At 72.2% G+C, this 17,756-nt stretch carries 15 protein-coding genes and 1 pseudogene; 5 read left to right on the top strand and 11 right to left on the bottom strand.

The window, feature by feature from the left end; all coding sequences use genetic code 11:
* Nucleotides 1-37 precede the first annotated feature (37 nt).
* From ndk to FHX71_RS03730, 8 genes are all read right to left on the bottom strand, one after another.
* Nucleotides 38-511 carry a nucleoside-diphosphate kinase gene (ndk, locus tag FHX71_RS03765; protein ID WP_182614489.1) on the bottom strand — a complete coding sequence of 158 codons (474 nt, stop codon included), beginning with the start codon at nt 509-511 and terminating at the stop codon, nt 38-40.
* A gap of 87 nt (nt 512-598) precedes the next feature.
* Nucleotides 599-1,039 carry a DUF4233 domain-containing protein gene (locus tag FHX71_RS03760; RefSeq protein ID WP_182614488.1) on the bottom strand — a complete coding sequence of 147 codons (441 nt, stop codon included), beginning with the start codon at nt 1,037-1,039 and terminating at the stop codon, nt 599-601.
* Entirely contained in the window at nt 1,036-2,733 is a 1,698-nt protein-coding gene (locus tag FHX71_RS03755) for an MDR family MFS transporter (protein ID WP_220489466.1), read from the bottom strand. The genes FHX71_RS03760 and FHX71_RS03755 overlap by 4 nt, the downstream gene beginning before the upstream one ends.
* A 38-nt stretch (nt 2,734-2,771) precedes the next feature.
* Nucleotides 2,772-3,479, bottom strand: coding sequence for a TetR/AcrR family transcriptional regulator (locus FHX71_RS03750; protein WP_182614487.1), 708 nt, complete (start codon nt 3,477-3,479; stop codon nt 2,772-2,774).
* 59 nt (nt 3,480-3,538) lie between these two features.
* The gene (dhaM, locus tag FHX71_RS03745; RefSeq protein ID WP_182614486.1) at nt 3,539-4,264 is read right to left on the bottom strand and encodes a dihydroxyacetone kinase phosphoryl donor subunit DhaM; all 726 of its coding nucleotides are present in this window, start codon (nt 4,262-4,264) and stop codon (nt 3,539-3,541) included.
* The gene (dhaL, locus tag FHX71_RS03740) at nt 4,261-4,944 is read right to left on the bottom strand and encodes a dihydroxyacetone kinase subunit DhaL (protein WP_182614485.1); all 684 of its coding nucleotides are present in this window, start codon (nt 4,942-4,944) and stop codon (nt 4,261-4,263) included. Before dhaL ends, dhaM begins: the two co-directional genes overlap by 4 nt.
* A gap of 20 nt (nt 4,945-4,964) precedes the next feature.
* Complete coding sequence (gene dhaK / locus FHX71_RS03735; RefSeq protein ID WP_182614484.1) at nt 4,965-5,960, bottom strand: dihydroxyacetone kinase subunit DhaK; 996 nt, start codon at nt 5,958-5,960, stop codon at nt 4,965-4,967.
* A 204-nt stretch (nt 5,961-6,164) separates the two neighbouring features.
* The gene (locus FHX71_RS03730; RefSeq protein WP_182618448.1) at nt 6,165-7,562 is read right to left on the bottom strand and encodes a bifunctional folylpolyglutamate synthase/dihydrofolate synthase; all 1,398 of its coding nucleotides are present in this window, start codon (nt 7,560-7,562) and stop codon (nt 6,165-6,167) included.
* Between the two features lie 280 nt (nt 7,563-7,842).
* Between FHX71_RS03730 and FHX71_RS03725 the strand changes: the two genes are divergently transcribed.
* Nucleotides 7,843-9,105, top strand: a complete 1,263-nt coding sequence (locus FHX71_RS03725; RefSeq protein WP_182614483.1) for a chymotrypsin family serine protease — start codon at nt 7,843-7,845, stop codon at nt 9,103-9,105.
* A gap of 71 nt (nt 9,106-9,176) precedes the next feature.
* Here FHX71_RS03725 and ileS read toward each other — a convergent pair whose 3' ends face one another.
* Nucleotides 9,177-12,491, bottom strand: coding sequence for an isoleucine--tRNA ligase (ileS, locus tag FHX71_RS03720; protein ID WP_182614482.1), 3,315 nt, complete (start codon nt 12,489-12,491; stop codon nt 9,177-9,179).
* Between the two features lie 330 nt (nt 12,492-12,821).
* On the opposite strand from ileS, the gene FHX71_RS03715 reads away from it, so the two are divergent.
* From FHX71_RS03715 to FHX71_RS30280, 3 genes and pseudogenes are all read left to right on the top strand, one after another.
* Nucleotides 12,822-13,442 (top strand): SigE family RNA polymerase sigma factor, encoded by a 621-nt coding sequence (locus tag FHX71_RS03715; protein ID WP_182614481.1) that lies wholly within the window; start codon nt 12,822-12,824, stop codon nt 13,440-13,442.
* Nucleotides 13,439-14,227 (top strand): hypothetical protein, encoded by a 789-nt coding sequence (locus FHX71_RS03710; protein ID WP_182614480.1) that lies wholly within the window; start codon nt 13,439-13,441, stop codon nt 14,225-14,227. The genes FHX71_RS03715 and FHX71_RS03710 overlap by 4 nt, the downstream gene beginning before the upstream one ends.
* Before the next feature lie 131 nt (nt 14,228-14,358).
* Nucleotides 14,359-14,508, top strand: a pseudogene (locus FHX71_RS30280) (hypothetical protein); the annotation flags it as partial.
* Between the two features lie 442 nt (nt 14,509-14,950).
* Here the strand turns inward: FHX71_RS30280 and FHX71_RS03705 are convergent.
* Complete coding sequence (locus tag FHX71_RS03705; protein ID WP_182614479.1) at nt 14,951-15,331, bottom strand: hypothetical protein; 381 nt, start codon at nt 15,329-15,331, stop codon at nt 14,951-14,953.
* A 79-nt stretch (nt 15,332-15,410) separates the two neighbouring features.
* Complete coding sequence (locus tag FHX71_RS03700; protein ID WP_182614478.1) at nt 15,411-16,868, bottom strand: MFS transporter; 1,458 nt, start codon at nt 16,866-16,868, stop codon at nt 15,411-15,413.
* A gap of 227 nt (nt 16,869-17,095) precedes the next feature.
* On the opposite strand from FHX71_RS03700, the gene FHX71_RS03695 reads away from it, so the two are divergent.
* Entirely contained in the window at nt 17,096-17,743 is a 648-nt protein-coding gene (locus tag FHX71_RS03695) for an FMN-dependent NADH-azoreductase (protein WP_182614477.1), read from the top strand.
* Nucleotides 17,744-17,756 lie beyond the last annotated feature (13 nt).

Here is a 17,756-nt window from a genome sequence, read left to right as displayed (position 1 = left end):
CAGCAGGGTGCCGCTTCGGCGGGAAGTGCGGGGCGGGTCAGCCCAGCTCGGGGAACCAGAGCGAGATCTCGCGCGCCGCGGACTCCGGGGAGTCCGAGCCGTGCACGAGGTTCTGCTGCACCTTGGTGCCCCAGTCACGGCCCAGGTCGCCACGGATGGTGCCGGGGGCGGCGTCGGTCGGGTTGGTCGCGCCGGCCAGGGAGCGGAAGCCGGGGATGACGCCCTCGCCCTCGGCCACGACGGCCAGGACCGGGCCCGACATCATGAACTCGACCAGGGAGGCGTAGAACGGCTTGCCCTCGTGCTCGGCGTAGTGCGCGGCCAGCAGCTCGGTCGTGGCGTGCTTGAGCTCCACGGCACGGAGCGTGTAGCCCTTGGTCTCGATGCGGCGCAGGACCTCGCCCGACAGGCCGCGGCGGACGCCGTCCGGCTTGACGAGGACGAGGGTGCGCTCGGCCACGGGCTGCGTCGAGGCCTCCGTGGGCAGGGTCTTCTCTGCGACGTCGGTCATGGGGCAACCATATCGGGGCCGCGGGCCCTCCCCGAACGCGTCAGACGCTCAGGTCACCGGGGTGACCTGAGCGTCTGACAGGTTGATTCAAGAGACGTTGGGCGCCGTCTCCGGGTGGGCGGCGTCGTACTCCGCCCGTTCGCGGTCCACGCGCGAGCCGAGCCGCAGCGCGTAGAACCACAGGACCACGAAGATCCCGCCGACGAAGTACATCATCGGCAGCAGCAGGCCCATCGCGAGCACCGGCACCTGGGCGACGGTCCCCGCCGCCCGCCCCGCCGTCGTGCCCTGGGCCCGCGACAGGATCACGAGCACCAGGCACAGCACCCCGCCGAGCGCCCAGACCGCGGCGCCCGAGTCGATGCGCAGCGGGCCGCGCCCGAACTCGGAGTCGCGCAGGGCCCACACCACCATCGTCGCGAAGATCACGAGGAACACCTCGAGCAGCAGCGTGGTGGAGGTGAACTGCACCAGCGCGGACTTCTTGGCCTTGATGCGGTCGCCGGGGGCGGGTTGGTCCTTGCTCACCGGTTCAGGATATCCGTCTCCCTGCGGTCCTCGTCCCGGCCGCCGTCGTAACCGCCGTCGGACGAGGCGTCGCGATCCAGGACGGCGACGCCGGAAGCCTGGGCGACCGGCTCCGGCGCGCCCTCCATGACCGCCTCACCGCGGGCGACCATGCCGGCCTGGTTGGACAGCTTGACCTCCTTGAGGAAGAACGCGAGCACGAGGCCGACGGCGACCAGCGGCACGAGGTACCAGAAGGCCGGGGCGAGCGAGTCGGCGAAGGCGTCCACGACGCCGCTGCGCAGCGGCTCGGGAAGCTGCTCGACGAGCGCCGGCGTCAGGCTGGAGCCGCCGCTCCCAGGGGCCGCACCCTCCGGCAGGCCCTCGAAGACGCCCTGCAGGTTGTCCGTCAGGCGCGACGTGAACACCGTGGTGAACGCGGCGGTGCCGACGGCCGCGCCGATCTCCCGGAAGAAGTTGTTCGACGACGTCGCGGTGCCGAGCTCCTTCGGGTCCACCGAGTTCTGCACGGCGAGCACGATGGTCTGCATGATCAGGCCCATGCCGGCGCCGAGCACGAAGATCATGGCGCCGAACAGCCACAGCGACATGCCGCCCTCGAGGCGGGTCAGCCAGATCATGCCGAGGATCGTGACCGCGAGGCCGACCACCGGGTACATCTTGTAGCGGCCCGTCTTCGAGATCGCGAAGCCGGAGACGATCGACGTCAGCATGACGCCGGCCATCATCGGGAGCATCAGCAGGCCCGACTCCGTGACGCCCGCGCCGGCGGACATCTGGAGGAAGGTCGGCAGCATCGCCATGGCGGAGAACATGCCCATGCCGAGCACCAGGCCGATGAGCGTGGTGATGGTGAACGTGCGGTTCTTGAACAGGCGCAGCGGGATGAGCGGCTCCGCCACGCGGTTCTCGATGAAGACGAACAGGCCGACCATGACGGCGGTGCCGAGCAGCAGGCCGAGCAGCGTCGGGTCCGACCAGTCGTAGCCGTCGTTGCCGAGCGACTCCCAGCTCGTCAGCAGCACGATGCCGGTGGTGCCGAGCGCCATGGTCAGGATGCCGCCCCAGTCGGTGGGCCGGCCCGAGCGGTGCGAGGGCAGCTTGAGCGCGAAGTACGCGATGAACCAGGCGGCGATGCCGATCGGGACGTTGATCCAGAAGGTCCAGCGCCAGCCGGGGCCGTCGGTGAGCCAGCCGCCGAGCAGCGGGCCGGCGACGGCGGAGATGCCGAACAGGGCGCCCATCGGGCCCATGTACTTGCCGCGGTCTGACGCCGGGATGATGTCGGCGATGATCGCCTGCGACAGGATCATCAGGCCACCGCCGCCGAGGCCCTGCACGGCGCGCCAGGCCACGAGGGCCTCGAAGGACTGCGCCATGCCGCCGCCGAGCGAGGCCACGACGAACAGGGCGACGGCCACCAGGAACGGCCAGCGCCGCCCGTAGAGGTCACCGAACTTGCCGTACAGCGGCATCGCGATGGCGATCGCCAGGATGTAGGCCGTGATGACCCAGCCCTGGTGCTCGACGCCGTTCAGCTCGCCCACGATGGTGGGCATCGCGGTGCCGACGATGGTCTGGTCCAGGGAGGACAGGAACATGGAGGCCATCAGGGCCCCGAAGATCAGCCAGATCGTGCGCTGGTTGAGGACTACCAGCGGCTTGTCCGGCGCCGTGGTGACGGCGTGGCTCATGGAGGGATGCCTTTCTGGGGATCAGGTCGTGGGGAGAATCAGGAGTCGAGGTCGGCCGCGACGAGGTCGACGAGCTGCGCGACGGCGGCGGGCAGGTGGTCGGCCGGGTTGCCGGTGTAGCCGGCGTGCTCCCAGGCGACGAGCGCGGTGCGCAGCATGAGCAGGACGAGCATCGTGAGCAGCTCGGAGTCCGTGGTGAACGGGACGGTGGCGCGGCGGGCCTCGAAGAGCTCGCCGAGCCTGCTCTTGTGCCGGTCCATCCAGACCACGTGGCGGCGCAGCAGGGCGGGCTCCTGCTGCATGAGGTCCATGGCCCGCATGACCCGGTCGTGGGCCTCGCCGGCCGGCGCGAGCAGGGCGGCGACCACGACCTGGAGGTCGGACAGCAGCCGGCCCGTCGGGCCGCCCTCGACGAAGGTGCGGATGACGTCCTCGGGCAGGCCCGTGTCCTCCGCGCCGAGCACGGCGTCGTCCTTGGACTCGAAGTAGTTGAAGAACGTGCGGGGCGAGACGTTCGCCTCGGCGCTGATCATCTCGACGGTCACGGCGTCCAGGCCGTGCTCGGCGACCAGGTTCTGCGCCGCGTCGATCAGGGCCGCGCGGCGGGCTGCCTTCTTGCGCTCCCGCAGGCCCTGCTCCGCGGGCGAGCCCTCCAGCGCGGAGACGAGCTCGCGCAGGTCCGGGCCGGGTGCGGGCTCAGTGTGTGCGGCGGGCGCGGCGCTCTCGCGCGACGAGGTAGGGGCCATGGCCCCAATTCTTGCACCCCGCGCAAAAATTCATCAACTGCAAAAAGCTGAGACCGCGATCACACCTCGCCGAAGCCCGCCTCGATCATCTCCACGACGGTCGTCACGGCCTCCGCCGCGCCGTCACCGGTGGCCTCCACCCGCAGCTCACGCCCCTGCGTGGCGCCCAGCGCCATGAGCTGGAGCACGCTGGAGGCGTCCACGCCGTCGATCGTCACGGACGCGCCGAGCTCGGCGACCTTGCGCGAGACCAGCGCCGCCGGGCGGGCGTGCAGGCCCAGCGGGTTGCGGACGGTCACGGTGCGCGAGCCCTCGGCCGCCTCGGCCGGAGCCGTCTCGCCCGCCCCGGACGCCTGCGCGGCCTCGATCGCGGCGAACATCCCCGCCGACGCCGTCGCCGACGCCAGCACCGCGTCCCGGTCGGCCCCGCCGTGCGCCGTCACGGCCGCGGCGACCGCGCCCTCGACGAACGGCGCGCGGGCCAGGACCACGTGCTCGGCCAGGGCGTCGTCCAGCTCCAGCGCCGCCTCGACGGTCAGCACCGAGGAACCCAGGTCCCCGAGCACGACGACGCCGCCTCCGGCGGCACCGGCGTCGGACAGGACCGCGAGGACCTCCTCCAGGGTCTTCTGGATCGCGTCGAGCGAGGTGCCGAGCCCGCCGTCGGGCCCGCCTCCCACGCCGCGCACCAGCACGTCGGGCGCCATCTGTCCGGCGAGCTCCGCCGCCCCGCGGGCCAGGTCCGCGGAGTGCGAGACCAGGACCAGCGCGACCCGCGCCGTCATGCCGCGCCGTGGGGGTCGGCGGACGTCGGTCCGGCCAGGGCGGCGGCCAGCGCCGCGCCCAGGACGAGTGCGGTGGAGCGCGCGCCCGGGTCCTCGTGACCCGCGCTGCGCTCACCGAGGTAGGAGGCCCGGCCCTTGGTCGCGACCATCGGGATGGTGGCCGTCGACGCCTTGTCGGCCGCCTCGGCCGCCACGCGCAGCACGTCCACCTCGGAGCCGCCGTCGCGCGCCGCGGCCTCGGCCGCGTCGACCGCCGCCTGCCACGCGTCGACCATCGTCTTCTCCCCCACGGTCGCCTTGCCGCGCGAGGACACGCCCTCGAGGGCGGCCTCCAGCACGGCGACGACGGCGGGCGGGTCGATCTGCGGGCGGCCCGACACCTTGGCCGCGCGCAGGTACGCCGTGCCGTACAGCGGGCCGGACGCGCCGCCCACCGTGGACATCAGGGTCGTCGCCACGAGCTTGAGCACGTCGCCGACGGTCCGCTCGTCCCCGGCGCCGGGCTGCGCCGCCGGGTCGTCGAGCCGCGCCACCACGGCGCGGAAGCCGCGGTCCATGTTCTCGCCGTGGTCACCGTCGCCGATCTGCCGGTCGAGCTCGGTGAGCTCGCCCTTCGCGTCCGCGATCGCGTCCGCCGTGCGGCGCACCCATCGCTCAGCCCAGTCCGCGTCCAGCGCCATGTCTCGGAACCCTTCCTGTCTCACCACCGGAGTGCTGCAGTGTCCACCGGCGCGTCCCAGAGGGCCTCCAGCTCGTCGTCCAGACGGAGGACGGTGACCGATGCCCCCTGCATCTCGAGGGACGTCACGTAGTTGCCCACCAGCGAGCGGGAGACCGTGACACCGCGCTCCTCGAGAAGGCGCCGCGCTCGACCATAGACCACGTAGAGCTCGGAGAGCGGGGTCCCGCCCATACCGTTGACGAACAGCAACACTCGGTCGCCGCCGTCCAGCGCGAGGTCGTCGGCCACGGGGGTCAGGAGCATCTCCGTGACCTGGTCGGCGCCGACGGCCTGGACCCGGTGGCGACCGGGCTCGCCGTGGATGCCGATGCCCACCTCGATCTCGTCCTCGCCCAGGTCGAAGCTGGGCCGGCCCACGTGCGGGACGGTCGGCGCGGCCAGCGCCACGCCCATGGTCCGGACGTTCGCGATGACCCGCTCGGCCACGGCCTTGACCGTCGCGAGGTCGGCACCCCGCGCCGCTGCGGCGCCCGCGATCTTCTCGACGGCCACCGTGCCCGCCACACCCCGCCGGCCGGCGGTGTAGAGCGAGTCCTCGACGGCGACGTCGTCGTTCACGAGGACCGAGGCGACCTCGACGCCCTCGGCCTCGGCGAGCTCCACGGCGGTCTCGAAGTTGAGCACGTCGCCGGTGTAGTTCTTGACGATCGTGAGCACCCCGGCTCCGCCGTCGGCCGCCTGGATCGCGGGCTGGATCTGGTCCGGCGTCGGCGAGGTGAACACGGCACCCGGGACGGCGGCGTCGAGCATGCCGTCCCCGACGAAGCCCGCGTGCAGCGGCTCGTGGCCCGAGCCGCCACCGCTGACCAGGCCTACCTTTCCGGTGACCCCGCCCCCGGCGCGGCTGACGAAGACGGGCGACGTACTGACCTGGACCAGCTCGGCGTGCGCGAGCGCGAAGCCGGCCAGGGAGTCGGCGACGGCGTCTGCGGGATCGTTCAGCAGCTTCTTCACGGCGACCTCCTCGCGGGACTGTGCGGCCCGGCGCCGGCGCCGGGCCCGCGAACACGTCCCCTGGGGTTCATGTAACACCACGTCGGCCCGGGTCGTACAGAAACCCCGGGGCCGGGGGCACACGTCACCCGGGTGACGTGTGCCCCCGGCGCGCGGGGTCCCGCGGGCCTCGGGCGCGGCCGGGTCTCGTGCTCGGGCGCGGCCTCAGGCGCGGCCGACCAGGGCGCGCGCGTCCGCCACGGTCACCACCGAGCCCGTGACCAGCACGCCCGTCCCGGCGGCGGCTCCCGCCAGCTCGTCGGCCTCGGCCAGGTCCGCCGCGATCTGCAGCGCCTCGTCGAGACGGCCGGCCACGTGCACGCGGTCCTCCCCGAAGACCTCGCGCGCCACCTCGGCGAGGTCCTCCGGGTCCGCGGACCGGTCGGAGGAGTTACGGGTGACCACGATCTCCGCGATCACGGGCTCCAGGACGGAGAGGAAGCCCTCGGAGTCCTTGTCCGCCATCACGGCGACGACGGCCACGACCCGCTCCAGGTTGAACGACTCCCCGAGCGCGTCCACCATCGCCTCGGCGCCGGCCGGGTTGTGCGCGACGTCGACCAGCACCGTGGGGCTGGAGCGCACCACCTCGAGGCGGCCCGGCGCGTCGACGTCGGCGAAGGCCGCCTCCACGATCTCCGCACCGAGCGCGCGGCCGCCGCTGAGCAGGGCCTCCGTGGCCGCGAGCGCCAGGAGCGCGTTGTGCGCCTGGTGCGCCCCGTGCAGGGGCAGGAAGATCTCGGTGTAGACGCCCGCGGGGGTGCGCAGGTCGAGGAGCTGGCCGCCGACGGCGATGCGCCGGTCGGCGACGTCCAGGTCGATGCCCTCGCGGATCAGGTGGGCGTTGACGGACTGTGCGCGGGCGAGGATCGGTTCGAGCGCGGCGTCGGCCTGCTCGGCGATGACGGCGACGGCGCCCTTCTTGATGATGCCGGACTTCTCGGTGGCGATCTCCTCGATCGTTGAGCCGAGCCAGCGCTCGTGGTCCATGGCGACGGGCGTGATGACGGCGACCTCGCCGTCGACCACGTTCGTGGAGTCCCAGGTGCCGCCCATGCCGACCTCGATGATCGCGACGTCGACGGGGGCGTCGGCGAACGCGGCGAAGGCCATGACGGTGAGCACCTCGAAGAAGCTGAGGCGGGGGCCGCCCTGCTCCTCGGACTCGCGGTCGGCGACGCCGATGTAGGGCGCGACGTCCTCGAACACCTCGACGAAGCGCTCAGGGGTCAGGGGCTCGCCGTCGATCGCGATGCGCTCGGTGACGCTGGTCAGGTGCGGGGAGGTGAACCGGCCGGTGCGCAGGCCGTGCTCGCGCACGAGGCGCTCGGTCATGCGGGCCGTCGAGGACTTGCCGTTGGTCCCGGTGATGTGGACGGTCCGGTAGGCGCGGTGCGGGTCGCCGAGGAGCTCGAGGACACGCTCGACGCGGGCCATGGTGGGGTCGATGTCGTGCTCGGGGGCGCGGGACAGGATCTCCTTGTAGACCGCGTCCAGTGCCTGCTGGATCGCGGGGTCCACGTTCTCGGCGCCGCGGCTGGTGCCACGCCTGTACTTGCGCATGTTCTTCTGGGAGTCGTCCACCCTCAGAGGATAGGTTCCGCCGAGGGGCAGGGCCGAAACGGTGCCCGGTCCAGATCCCCTACTGAGCAGGACTCACCAGGCTCCTGACGACCACATCGCTGCCCCAGACGGTCGTATGCCGCCTGCTGAATCCCAGTCAGTTCCCCGACCTGCAGCGGCGCACCACAAGCCTGTGTTGCGGCTTTTCACCCCGTCGAGAACGATGTCATGGCGGCGTCGGACGGAGGCGCAGGGGGCTCGTCGAGGGGGAACCGACAGCATGGGACGAAAGAGCACGGTGCAGCGCGCGGTCGTCGTGGGGGTCGCCGTCGCGGCGCTCGCCGTATCCGCGGCGGCGTTGGTACCGCCAGCGGCCGGCGGGCAGGTCCAGGCCGAACACGCCACGCAGGCCGAACAGACCGACCAGGCCGCGACCAGAGCGGCCGTCGAGGCCGCCGTCGACCACACCGCACACGCCGCCACCGCGCTCTCCGGCGCACCGGGCTATGCCGGGGTCGCCGTCGACTACGACGCCGCGCGCGTAACCGTGTCCTGGAAGGGCAAGGCCCCGGCCGCGGTGAACGAGCTGGCCGCGACGGCCGAGGGCGTGACCGTCGACGTCGAGCGGGCCGCCCTGAGCGAGGCCGACCTGCGTGCAGCGAGCACGCGGCTGCTGGACAGCCAGCGTGCGGCGCACGGCCCGGGCGCCGTGGTCGCCGCCTACGCGACCGACGGCCACACCGGCCTGGTCGCCGAGGTCGGCCGGGACTCCGCCGCCGCCCGCTCGGCCGGGCTGGACCAGGCCCTCGCGGAGGCCGCGGGAGTGCCGGTCACGGTCGAGCTCGTCGACGACGGCGTCATGTCCACCTCCGTCAGCCGCCGCAACGACGGCTCGCCGTGGCACGCCGGCGGCGCCATCGCCTCGAAGGACGGCACCGACTACTGCACGACCGGCTTCTCGATCATCACCGCCGGGGGCGACCGGCGGATCGTCACCGCCGCGCACTGCAACGAGGGGTTCGGCTCCGTGGTGCGCGACGGCGCGGGCCAGCGCATGGGCGTCGTCTCCAGCCGCGCGGTCGGGCTCGACGCCGAGCTCATCAAGCCGGACGGCACCACGGCGCGCAGCGTGTACGGCGGCCCGTGGAACGCCTCCCGGTCCGACGCCCGCTACCGGTTCCCGATCGGCGGGGTGCAGCAGCCCGCCGTCGGGCAGAACATCTGCTCCTCCGGGGCGGTCACGGGCGAGCACTGCGGTGCCAAGGTCCGTGCGATCGACGTCGCGTGGACGTGCGGCAAGAGGACCTGCCACGGCTTCCGGGCGAGCCGGGAGGACGGCGGTGTCGTCGTGGGCGGCGGCGACAGCGGCGGGCCGATGTACGTGGTCATCGACGGCAAGGCGTACGCCCGCGGCATGATCGACGGCGGCTCCAACCGGCGCAGCTGCGGCAGCACCTCGGTGTCCACGCAGTGCTTCTCGTACGTCTACGGCATCCCGATGGTCGACATCCTGAGCCACTGGGACGCTCGCATCGACAGCTGAGCACCACCGCGACCAGAAAGGGGGCCGGAGCATCACGCTCCGGCCCCCTTCGCCGTCACCGGCCCGTCAGGTCACGCCTTCGCGACCGCCACCGAACGCTCGGCACCGGCGCCGCCGGCGGTCACCGTGAACGACGTCGCCAGCGTCTCGCGGGTGACCAGCTCGCGGTACCCCTCGACGGCGGCGACCCACTCGGCCGGGACCGTCAGGTCCAGCGCGATCCGGTCGGCGACCTGCAGGCCCGCGGCCTTGCGCGCGTCCTGCACGTCGCGCACCACGTCGCGGGCGTAGCCCTCGGCGCGCAGCGCGTCGTCGAGCTCGAGGTCGAGCACCACGAAGCCGCCGCCGGTCAGCACGCTCGCCGCCGTCGTGGGCTCCGCGTCGGCGGGGGTGTCGCCACCGGCCACGACCGTCGTCAGCTCGTACTCGGCCTCCAGCAGCTCGACGTCGCCGTCGGCCGTCGCGACGACGACCGCACCGGCGGGGCTCTTGGACCAGGCGCCGGACTTGGCCGCCTTGATCACGGCCTGGACGCCACGGCCCAGGCGCGGGCCGGCGGCACGGGCGTTGACCGCGAGCCGCTCCGTGACGCCGAACGAGGCGGCGACCTCGGGCGAGAAGGCGACCAGGCGCACCTCCTTGACGTTCAGCTCCGTCTCCAGCAGGCCCGTGAACGGCGCGACGCCGTCCGGGTCCGCGACGGCCACGACGAGCGAGCGCAGCGGCTGCCGCACGCGCAGCTTGTTGGCCTTGCGCAGCGCCAGCGTCTGCGACACGACGGCCCGCGCGGACTCGACGGCGGCCACGAGCGCGTCGTCGGCCACCAGGACCTCGCCCTCGCGCGAGCCGGGCGCGAGCGACGGCCAGTCCGTCAGGTGCACGGAGCGCTCGCCGGTCAGGCCGCGCCAGACCTCCTCCGTGAGCAGCGGCGCAAGCGGCGCCATGACGCGGCACAGCACCTCGAGCGCCGTCGACAGGGTGTCGAACGCGTCCGCGTCCTCGGCCCAGAACCGGTCGCGCTGGGTGCGCACGTACCAGTTGGTCAGGGCGTCCAGGTACTGGCGCACCGAGTCGCAGGCACCCGCGATGTCGTACGTGTCGAGCTGCTCGGTCACGTCGGCGAGCAGGCCGCGCGTGCGCGCCAGCAGGTACCGGTCCATGACGGGCAGCCCGGCCACGCGCTCCGGCGTCAGCGGCTGGGCCGCGTACCCCGCGCCGTCGTTCCCGGCGTTCGCGTACAGGGTGAAGAAGTAGTACGTGCTCCACAGCGGCAGCAGCACCTGGCGGACGGCGTCGCGGATGCCCTCCTCGGTGACCACGAGGTTGCCGCCCCGGAGGATGGGCGAGGCCATGAGGAACCAGCGCATCGCGTCGGAGCCGTCGCGGTCGAAGACCTCGTTGACGTCCGGGTAGTTCTTCAGCGACTTGCTCATCTTGCGGCCGTCGGAGCCCAGCACGATGCCGTGCGAGACCGCCGTCTTGAACGCGGGCCGGTCGAACAGCGCCGTGGACAGCACATGCATCATGTAGAACCAGCCGCGCGTCTGGCCGATGTACTCCACGATGAAGTCGCCCGGGAAGTGGTGCTCGAACCAGTCCGAGTTCTCGAACGGGTAGTGCACCTGGCCGTACGGCATCGAGCCGGAGTCGAACCAGACGTCCAGCACGTCCTCGACGCGGCGCATCGTGGACTGCCCCGTCGGGTCGTCCGGGTTCGGCCGGGTCAGGTCGTCCACGAACGGGCGGTGCAGGTTCGGCTTGCCGTCCTGGTCCAGGGGCAGGCGACCGAAGTCGCGCTCCAGCTCCGCGAACGAGCCGTAGACGTCGATCCGCGGGTAGGCCGGGTTGTCGCTCTTCCAGACCGGCACGGGCGAGCCCCAGAACCGGTTGCGCGTGATCGACCAGTCGCGCGCGTTCTCCAGCCACTTGCCGAACTGGCCGTCCTTGATGTGCTCGGGCACCCAGGTGATCTCCTGGTTGAGCTCGCCCATGCGGTCCTTGAACTTCGTCACCTCGACGAACCACGAGGACACGCCCATGTAGATCAGCGGGTTGCGGCAGCGCCAGCAGTGCGGGTAGGAGTGCGCGTACTGCTCGCGGCGCAGCAGCACGGTCCCCGGCGTCGTCCGCCCGGCCTCGTCGTCGCCGGCGCCGCGCGTGCGGGCCTTGAGGTGGTCGATGATCGGGGCGTTCGCCGCGAAGACCTGCAGGCCCGCGTACTCCTCGACCGGGAAGGTGAACGCGCCGTCGGCGCCCACGGGGATGACGGGGTCCACGCCCTCGCGGTCGCTGACCTGCTTGTCCTCCTCGCCGAAGGCGCCGGCGTTGTGCACCAGGCCGGTGCCGTCCGTCGTGGTGACGAAGTCGGCCTCGACCACGCGGTGCGCGCCCGGGTGGCCCTCGTAGTAGGCGAACGGCGGCTCGTAGGCCGCGCCCAGCAGGTCGCGCCCCTTCAGGTGCCCGACGACGGTGGGCTCGTCGTTGCCCTCGTCCGTGAGCTCGCGGGCGTACGCCGCGACGCGGGCCTCGGCCAGCACGTACCGCTGCGGGGTGCCGGTGAAGGACGACTCGACGATCGCGTAGTCGACGTCCGGACCCACCATGACCAGCAGGTTGGACGGCAGGGTCCAGGGCGTCGTGGTCCAGATGAGCAGGTGGTCGTCGGCGCGCAGCGTGTCCGCGCCGTCGGGCACCTCGGTCACGCGGAAGCCGACCGTGACGGCCGGGTCCTGCCGCTGCTGGTAGACGTCGTCGTCCATGCGCAGCTCGTGGTTGCTCAGCGGCGTCTGGTCGTTCCAGCAGTAGGGCAGCACGCGGAAGCCCTCGTAGATGAGGCCCTTGTCGAACAGCGACTTGAAGGCCCAGACGACGCTCTCCATGAACGTCGGGTCGAGGGTCTTGTAGTCGCCCTCGAAGTCCACCCAGCGGGCCTGGCGCGTCACGTACGTGCGCCACTCGTCGGTGTACTTGAGCACGCTGGAGCGGCAGGCCTCGTTGAACTTGTCGATGCCCAGCTCGACGATCTCGTCCTTGGTCTTGATGCCGAGCTGGCTCATGGCCTCCAGCTCCGCCGGCAGGCCGTGCGTGTCCCAGCCGAAGCGGCGCTCGACGCGCTGCCCCTTCATGGTCCGGTAGCGCGGCACGACGTCCTTGGCGTACCCGGTCAGCAGGTGGCCGTAGTGCGGCAGGCCGTTGGCGAAGGGCGGGCCGTCGTAGAAGACGAACTCGTTGCTGCCGTTCTCGCCGGCCGGACGGGCGTCGACCGACGCGCGGAACGTGTCGTCCTTCTCCCAGTAGGCGAGGACGTCGCGCTCGAGGTCGGGCAGGCTGGGTGACGCGGGGACGGCGCCCTCGGCGTCGCTGGGACGGTGCAGCGGATAGGCCATGGTTCTTCTGGCTCCTGGCGGGTTCAGCGGTTCGGCAGCAGGTGGACTTCGGTCGTGCTCTGCTGCGAGGACGCCGCACCTGGGTGCGCCGCGGTACCACCCCGCTTGCCGTTCGCTCCCGCGCGCGGCCGCTCGTTGACGGCTGTGACGGGCCTACCCGTCCGGTTCTACTGGGGCTCCCCCGCTGCCCGACGGCGGTGGGGTGACCTGTTCTTCCGGAGGCTCGCCGGTGATGGCCGGGTCGATGCCTGTGGGGCAATCGTACCGAACCTCGGCAACCGGAAAGATCCCGCGTGCAACCTGTTCGCCTCCGGCGTGCGTCCAGGGGGCATGAACGCAATCAGCCAGGCGATCGGCCCGCCCGCCTCCGCGGGTGCCGTCGCCCGAACAGCGCCGGAGCCCGAGTTCTCGGTGGTCCGCACCGGGACGTCCGCGGAGGAGCAGTTCCGGCAGTTCGCCGTCGACTCCGCCGCGGCGCTGCACCGCATCGCGTACCTGCTCTGCGGCGACGACCACCGCGCCCACGACCTGACGCAGGTCGCGCTGGAGCGCGCCTACCGGCACTGGTCACGGGTCAAGGACGGCAACCCGTTCGCGTACGCCCGCCGGGTGCTCGCGACCGCCCGCATCGACGGGTGGCGGCGCACCCGCCGCGAGGTGCTGCAGGCCCCGGAGACCGTGGCCGTCCGGCAGGAGGCGGCGCTCGGTTCCGCCGCCTTCGCTGCCCCCGACGACGGCGCCGGCCGGGTCGCGGAGCGCGAGCGACTCGTGCGCGCGCTGCGGCAGCTCGGGCCGAGCCAGCGTCGCGTGGTGGTGCTGCGGCACCTGCTCGACCGCTCGGAGGCCGACGTCGCCGAGGAGCTCGGCGTCAGCGTCGGCACCGTGAAGTCCCAAGGCGCACGCGGCCTCGCCCGCCTGCGCACTCTGCTCTCGGAAGGACAGGACGCATGACCAGGTACGACCACACCCCGGAGCCCGCCGACGACGGCTGGCTGACCCACCTGCGGGAGGTCGGCGGCGGCGTCGTACCGCCTACCCCCGCCGACCCGCACGACCTGGCCCGCGTCGCCGTCCGCCGCACGCGGACGCGTCGCGCGTTCCTCGCGTCCGGGGCCGGGCTGACGGCGGTGGCGGCCTTCGCCGGTGCTGCCTTCGCGCTGGGCGGCCCGACGACGGCGGGGGTGCTGCTGCCGGGTGGGTCGGCGTCGGTCTCGGCGTCGGCTTCGCCGGACCCGTCGGCGACTGCTTCTTCTGCTGCGGACCCGGACCCGGCCACCGAACTGGCCGCCGGGGAGGTGCCCGACGGCTGGCACACGCACGAGCTGGCCGGCCTGACCTACTCCCTGCCGCCCGAGATCGTGACCAGCGGCCCGGTCCAGGACGAGCCCGGCGTGATCTCCGACATGTGGCACAGCAGCGTGGACCCCGACTCCCCGCCGTTCCTCCGGATGGCCTACCACGAGGAAGGCCCCGAGGACTTGCCGGGCATCGTCTACCAGGTCGACGGCGAGCCGTTCGACCTGCCCGGGGCCGAGCGCGCCGAGGTGTTCGACGTGGCCGCCGAGGTCTACGGGCTGCCCCCCGGTACCGAGGTCCCCGACGACCAGAAGGGCCCGACGATGCTGGTCCTCGAGCCGGCCAGCGGCGAGGGCGCCTACATGATCAACCTGAACCTCCCCCACGAGTCGGCCGCGGACTTCGTGGCGACCTTCAAGGCAACCCTCTCCCTCGACTGACCGCAGGTGCCAAATTAACGACCATGCACTTGCTGCCAAACCCGGCCCCAGCCTGGCAGCAAGTGCATGGTCGTTATCGCGCCTGTGGACAACAACATTGGTCAATCAGCGCCATCAGATGTAATTGACCCGTGCCACAGAAGCCGCCCGTGCCCAGGTCGCTGCTGGACCTGGCGCGCCGGCAGGCCGGGCTGGTGTCCGCGGGGCAGTGCGACGCCGCCGGCGTCGGGCCGTCGAGGCGGCGCAACCTCGTCTTGCGCGGTGGGTGGCGGCGCGTCACGAGAGGCGTCTACGACACCGGCGAGACACCGAGTGGCCTGCACCCCTACGACGTCGACCGGCTGCGCTCGGCGTGGACGGCGCTGCTGGCCAACCCGCTGGCCGTCGCCGTCGGCGCCTGCGCACTGGTGCTGCACGGCGTCCAGGGACTGCCCCGCAGGATCGTGCCGGAAGCAACCTTCGCCGGAGGAGCCGCGCGCAAGTCGCGGGACGGGATCGTGTTCCGCCAGTACGTGACCGGCATGGGGACGGTCGAGATCGGCGGGCGGGACGTGGTCGCCGTCGGGCAGGCGCTGGTCCAGACCCTGCCGACCCTGACACGCGACCAGGCCGTCGCCTGCCTGGACAGCGCCCTGCACCAGGGCCTGATCCGAACGGATCACGTGGCCGAGATCCGGCGCAGACTGCAGAGCCGCAAAGGGGGGCCGCCACGCGATCCCCTGGCTATCGCTGGCCGACGGGCGAGCCGAGTCCCCGCCCGAGAGCCACGCACGGCTCCGCTGCCACGACGCCGGGATCGCACCGGACGACCTGCAGCGGGACTTCTTCGACGAGCGGGGCCGCTTCCTGGGTCGCGCCGATCTCGCCTGGCACCTGGGTGGCGGGCGCTGGCTGATCGTCGAGGTCGACTCGCAGGAGTTCCACGGCGCCGAGCGCCAGGTACGGCAGGACGCGAACCGGCAGAACGGGCTCGTCGGGGAGGGTCAGAACATCGTCATGCGGTTCTTTCCCGGCCAGGTCACCGGCGGCCACCTCGTCGGTGAGGTCGCCCAGATCCTCCGGCGGGAGGGCTGGATGCCCGGCCGCGAGCTGCCACCCAGCCACCCGTAGACCGCCACAGAACGTGAGCGGTGACCATGCATCTGCTGCCAGAACTCGCGCCGATCTGGCAGCAGATGCATGGTCACCGGAGGTCGGCCGCCTCGGCGGCATTCGACGGCGGGGCGGCGTCGGCGGCCGCAGGGTCCGGGGCCTCGCGGTAGCGGCGGCTCAGGAGGCGGTAGTACCTGCTCGACAGCGCGTAGGCCGTCAGCGCCAGGCCCAGCACCGCGACCAGCACGAACACCAGCGCGATCCCCCGGGCGTCGCCCGTGCCGAACCAGCCGCCGATCCAGCGGGCGCCGGTGCCGCCGTCGCGCATGAACGGGATGAAGAAGAACTGGGTGAGCGGGCTGATCAGGAACGCCGTGAGCGGCGAGGCGGCCTGCTCCACCGACTGCGCGAACCCGAACACCCGGCCCTGCCGCTCGTAGGGCACCACCTTCTGCAGGACCGTCTGCTCGGAGGCCTCGACGTACGGCATGGCCAGCATGTAGACGGCGAGGCCGGCCACGAGCCAGACCACCGAGGCCTGCATCGGGAAGACGATGGTGACGGCCCACAGGCCCAGGTTGACCAGCAGGATGGTGCGCACCGGGTTGGACCCCAGGCCGGTGCGGGCGATGAGCAGCCCGGCCACGATCATCAGGGCACTGAGCCCGCCCCAGACCAGGCCCCACGCCTGCACGGACATCATCGACAGCCCGTACGGGTCCATCAGCGCCATGAACGCGCCGCCCAGCAGGTTGTTCATCGCGGTGAACGCGATGAGCGCCCACATCCCGGGAATGCGGCCGACGACGCGCATGGTGCCGCGCAGGTCGACCCGGCGCGGCTCGCCCTCGGCCGCGGCGTGCGACAGCGACTCGGGGACCTTGACGAAGTGCAGGTGCACCAGCGCGGCGGCGAGCACGCCGAGGGCCAGGACCAGGCACGTCCGCATCCCGTCGAAGGCCACCAGCAGGCCGCTGATCACCGACGTCACGAGGAACGAGATGCCCAGCACGGTGCCGACCAGGCCGTTCGCGCGGTCCCGCAGGGTGTCGTCGAAGAGCGCCGTGACGACCGTCGGGAGCGCGATGGAGCGCAGGTTGCCCGCGATCACGCCGCACATCAGCAGCACGATCAGCACCCAGAGCCGCACGCTGCCCGCGTCCGTCCACTCCTGCGCCGGGGTGAGCAGGTACAGGGCCAGGCAGACGCCGTAGAACGCGAGCGACACCAGCGCGGACACCTGCATCACGGTCTTCTTGCGGTGGTGGTCCACCAGGCTGCCGAACCACACGCCCGTGCCGACCATCGCGACCAGGAACAGCCCGGCGATGACGCCCGTCGCGAAGACCGAGCGGGTCTGCAGGAACACGAAGAACGTCACGGCGAACCAGACCGTGTAGTTGATGACGCCCACGAACAGCACGTTCGTGAGCAGCTGGACGAAGGTCCGCACGGTCGGGTCGGACAGGTGCAGCCGCGGGGCGGCGGCAGGCCCCGGGGCGGCGTCGGGCCCTTGGGCGGCGTCGGCGGGCTGCGGATCGTGGCTCATGGGGGCAACTCCATTACCTCAACGTTGGTTGAGGTCAAGGCCTTCGCTCGTACCTCATCGTTCCCCTGTTCGACGACGGCGCCCACCGGAACTCATCGGCCGCCGGCTCGCACCTGCGGTGTGTGGTGATCCAGATCACACACCCTTCGGAAATACTATGTGGATCACAAACGATTGACGATGGAGGCCGCACCGGCCGGACACGACACCTCCAGGAGGACCCGACCATGGCAACACTGCTGCACATCGACGCGAGCATCCAGGGCGACAGCTCGGTCAGCAGGCAGCTCACCGCGCGGGCCGCGAGCGCCTGGCACGCCGCGCACCCGGGCGGCACGGTGACCTACCGCGACCTCGGCGCCGAGCCGGTGCCACACTTCGACACCGCCGCGAACCTGAGCCGCGGTCTGCCGGCCGACCAGCACACGCCGGCCCAGGCCGAGTCGTGGGCCCGGATCTCGGAGCTGGTCGGCGAGGTCGCCGCGGCCGACACGGTGCTGCTCGGCCTGCCGATCTACAACTACGGGGCGCCGAGCACCGTGAAGTCCTGGGTGGACCACCTGATGGCGCCCGGCCTGTCCATCGACCCGGAGACCGGCAAGGGCCTGCTGGGCGGCCGCGACTTCGTCGTGGTGGTCTCGCGCGGCGGCGGGTACGGCGAGGGCGCGCCGCGGCAGGGCTGGGACCACGCGACGGCGTGGCTGCCGCACGGTGTGGCGATGGTGGGGCTGGAGCCGCGCTTCATCACGACCGAGCTGACGCTCGCGGGGACCAACCCCGCGATGGCCGGGCTGGTGCCGCTGGCCGAGGAGAGCCGCCGTCAGGCCGAGGCCGAGATCGACGGCCTGTGGGCGCCCGTGGTCGCGAGCGCCTGACCTGCTGCCGGAG

Origin of the sequence: Promicromonospora sukumoe (genome assembly GCF_014137995.1) — a bacterium.
In the GTDB taxonomy this organism is placed as follows: Bacteria; Actinomycetota; Actinomycetes; order Actinomycetales; family Cellulomonadaceae; genus Promicromonospora; species Promicromonospora sukumoe.
The sequence above is the reverse complement of the archived record's forward strand: the minus strand, read 5'-3'. Positions and strand labels throughout refer to the sequence as shown.

Bases quoted from the DNA above. Each gene is read 5' to 3' on its own strand.
- FHX71_RS03700 (WP_182614478.1), bottom strand. From the start codon at position 16,868: ATGAGCCACGATCCGCAGCCCGCCGACGCCGCCCAAGGGCCCGACGCC.
- FHX71_RS03755 (WP_220489466.1), bottom strand. From the start codon at position 2,733: ATGAGCCACGCCGTCACCACGGCGCCGGACAAGCCGCTGGTAGTCCTC.
- FHX71_RS03750 (WP_182614487.1), bottom strand. From the start codon at position 3,479: ATGGCCCCTACCTCGTCGCGCGAGAGCGCCGCGCCCGCCGCACACACT.
- FHX71_RS03695 (WP_182614477.1), top strand. From the start codon at position 17,096: ATGGCAACACTGCTGCACATCGACGCGAGCATCCAGGGCGACAGCTCG.
- dhaL (WP_182614485.1), bottom strand. From the start codon at position 4,944: ATGGCGCTGGACGCGGACTGGGCTGAGCGATGGGTGCGCCGCACGGCG.
- FHX71_RS03710 (WP_182614480.1), top strand. From the start codon at position 13,439: ATGACCAGGTACGACCACACCCCGGAGCCCGCCGACGACGGCTGGCTG.
- dhaM (WP_182614486.1), bottom strand. From the start codon at position 4,264: ATGACGGCGCGGGTCGCGCTGGTCCTGGTCTCGCACTCCGCGGACCTG.
- ndk (WP_182614489.1), bottom strand. From the start codon at position 511: ATGACCGACGTCGCAGAGAAGACCCTGCCCACGGAGGCCTCGACGCAG.
- ileS (WP_182614482.1), bottom strand. From the start codon at position 12,491: ATGGCCTATCCGCTGCACCGTCCCAGCGACGCCGAGGGCGCCGTCCCC.
- FHX71_RS03725 (WP_182614483.1), top strand. From the start codon at position 7,843: ATGGGACGAAAGAGCACGGTGCAGCGCGCGGTCGTCGTGGGGGTCGCC.
- FHX71_RS03730 (WP_182618448.1), bottom strand. From the start codon at position 7,562: ATGCGCAAGTACAGGCGTGGCACCAGCCGCGGCGCCGAGAACGTGGAC.
- FHX71_RS03715 (WP_182614481.1), top strand. From the start codon at position 12,822: ATGAACGCAATCAGCCAGGCGATCGGCCCGCCCGCCTCCGCGGGTGCC.